The sequence below is a fragment of the Micromonospora sp. URMC 106 genome (genome assembly GCF_051386395.1).
Classification (GTDB): domain Bacteria; phylum Actinomycetota; class Actinomycetes; order Mycobacteriales; family Micromonosporaceae; genus Micromonospora.
This window is the reverse complement of record NZ_JBPQTP010000216.1, coordinates 1-2609: the sequence shown is the minus strand read 5'-3', so window position 1 is coordinate 2609 and position 2609 is coordinate 1. Positions and strand designations below refer to the sequence as shown.

Here is a 2609-nt window from a genome sequence, read left to right as displayed (position 1 = left end):
CTGGATCAGACGGTGTTCACGCAGGCGGGGTTGTTCGCGGTCGAGGTGGCGCTGTTCCGGCTGGTGGAGTCGTTCGGGGTCGTGCCGGACTTCGTGGGCGGTCATTCGATCGGTGAGATCGCGGCCGCGCATGTCGCGGGGGTGCTGTCCCTGGGTGACGCGTGCGCGTTGGTGGCGGCGCGGGGTCGGTTGATGCAGGCGTTGCCGGCCGGTGGCGGGATGTTGGCCGTGGCGGCGGACGAGGCCGCGGTGGTCGAGTCGATCGCCGGCCTGTCCGACCGGGTCGGCATCGCTGCGATCAACGGGCCGACCTCCGTCGTCGTCTCCGGTGCGCTCGAAGCCCTCGACGAGGTGGAACGGACGTGGCGGGAGCGTGGTGCGCGGACCCGCCGCCTCACCGTCAGTCACGCGTTCCACAGCCCGTTGATGGAGCCGATGCTGGCGGAGTTCCGGGCGGTCCTGGACGGGTTGGCGTTCGCGGCGCCGGTGCTGCCGATCGTGTCCAACGTGACCGGCGCCCTCGCCGACGCCGAGGAGATTCGCAGCCCGGAGTACTGGGTGCGGCACGTCCGCGAGGCGGTGCGTTACGCCGACGGCATCGCCGCCCTGCGTGCCGCCGGGGTGGACACGTTCCTGGAGGTCGGCCCGCAGAGCGTGTTGACCGCGATGGCCGCGGACATCCTGCCCGACGACGACGCCGTGCTGGCCGTCGCCGTCCAGCGCAGGGACCGGCCCGAGGCGCACGCGCTGCTGGCCGCCCTGGCCGAGCTGCACGTGCACGGCGTGCCGGTCACCTGGCGGCAGTGGTTCGCCGACACCGGGGCGCGGCGGGTCGACCTGCCCACGTACGCCTTCCAGCACCAGCGCTACTGGCCCGCCGCCAGCAGTGCCCGGCTGGGTGACGTGTCCGGAGCGGGACTCGGCCGGACGGAGCACCCGCTGCTCGGCGCGGCGGTCGACCTGGCCGGCGACGACGACATGGTGCTGACCGGCCGGCTGTCCCTGGCCACGCACCCGTGGCTGGCGGACCACGTGGTCTCCGGCGTGCCGCTGGTCCCCGGTACCGCGCTGGTGGAGCTGGCAGTGCGGGCCGGTGACGAGGTCGGCCTCTCCCGGCTGCGGGAGCTGACCGTGGCCGCTCCGCTGGTCGTCCCCGGCACGGGAGCCGTGCGGATCCAGGTACGGGTAGACGCGGCCGGCGACTCCACGCACCGCGTCGTTGCCATCTACTCCCGCCCGGACGACGACCCGGAGGCGGGCTGGACGCGGCACGCGGAGGGCGTGCTGGAGCCGGGATCGGCCGACGAGCCGGGCGTGGGCGAGTGGCCCCCGATTGGCGTGTCCGAGGTGGACCTGTCGGGGTGGTATCTGACGCTGGCGGAGCACGGTCTGTCGTACGGGCCGGTGTTCCAGGGGTTGCGGCGTGCCTGGGCGAGCGGTGACGAGGTGTTCGCCGAGGTGGTCCTGCCGGACGACGCGGCGGTGGAGGCGGCTCGGTTCGGTGTGCATCCGGCGCTGTTGGATGCGGCCCTGCACCCGATCGGGCTGTTGCTGGGCGGGGAGTCGGGTGGGCCGCGGGTGCCGTTCGCGTTCGAGGGTGTGCAGGTGCACGCCTCGGGCGCCGGAGTGCTGCGGGTGCGGTTGGCCCGCAACGGTTCCGGCGTGCGGCTGACGGCGTGTGACGAGGCGGGCGCGCCGGTGGTGTCGGTCGAGTCCCTCGTCCTGCGCGAGCTGACCGGCGTGGCCCCGCCGAGCGCGGCGTCGCGGTCGTTGTTCGAGGTGCGGTGGCAGGCCGTGGAGGTAGGTGCCGCAGGCGAGGCGTCCGGATGGGCGCTGCTGGCGGGCGGCCGAGAGGTGCCGGCCGAGTTGGTGGCACGGGCCGGGCTGGTCACGTACCCCGACATGGCGGCGGTCGCGGGGGAGGAGTCCGTCCCCCGGACGCTGCTGCTTCCGGCGTTCCCGACGACCGGGCCGGCGGCGGAGACGCCGGAGTCGGTCCGGGCAGTGACCTCGGACCTGCTGGCGACGGTGCAGGCTTGGCTCGCGACGGACGCGCTGGCGGAGTCGCGGTTGGTGGTGGTGACCCGGGGCGCGGTGTCCGTCGGAGTCGAGGATCGGGTCAGCGACCTGGCGGGTGCGGCGGTGTGGGGTCTGCTGCGGTCGGCGCAGTCGGAGCATCCGGGCCGCATCGTCCTGGCGGACATCGACGGTGATCTGGATTCCGCGCTGGTGGCCCTGCTGGACGGCGTCCTGCGGGAACCGGCCGTGACCGGCGGTCAGCTGGCCGTCCGCAGGGGCGGGGTGTATTCGCCGCGTCTGGTCCGGGCGGGTGCCACGGCGGCGGCGGAGACGCCGACCCTTGGTGAGGGCACGGTGCTGGTGACCGGTGGTACCGGTGCGCTGGGCGCGTTGGTGGCGGAGCATCTGGTGTCGTCGTGGGGTGTGCGGTCGCTGGTGTTGGTGTCGCGGCGGGGGCCGGAGGCTGCGGGCGCGGAAGAGTTGGCGCAGCGGTTGACCGGGTTGGGTGTCGCGGTGCGGGTGGTGGCGTGTGACGTGACGGACCGGGATCAGGTGTTCGGTCTCGTGGATGAGGTCACGGCCGGGGGCCG

General features: G+C 74.1%; 1 protein-coding gene. It reads left to right on the top strand.

Annotated elements, in window-relative coordinates; genetic code table 11:
• The coding region (locus tag ACSNOB_RS31735; protein ID WP_436691103.1) for an acyltransferase domain-containing protein at positions 1-2609 on the top strand (2609 nt) is incomplete at both ends.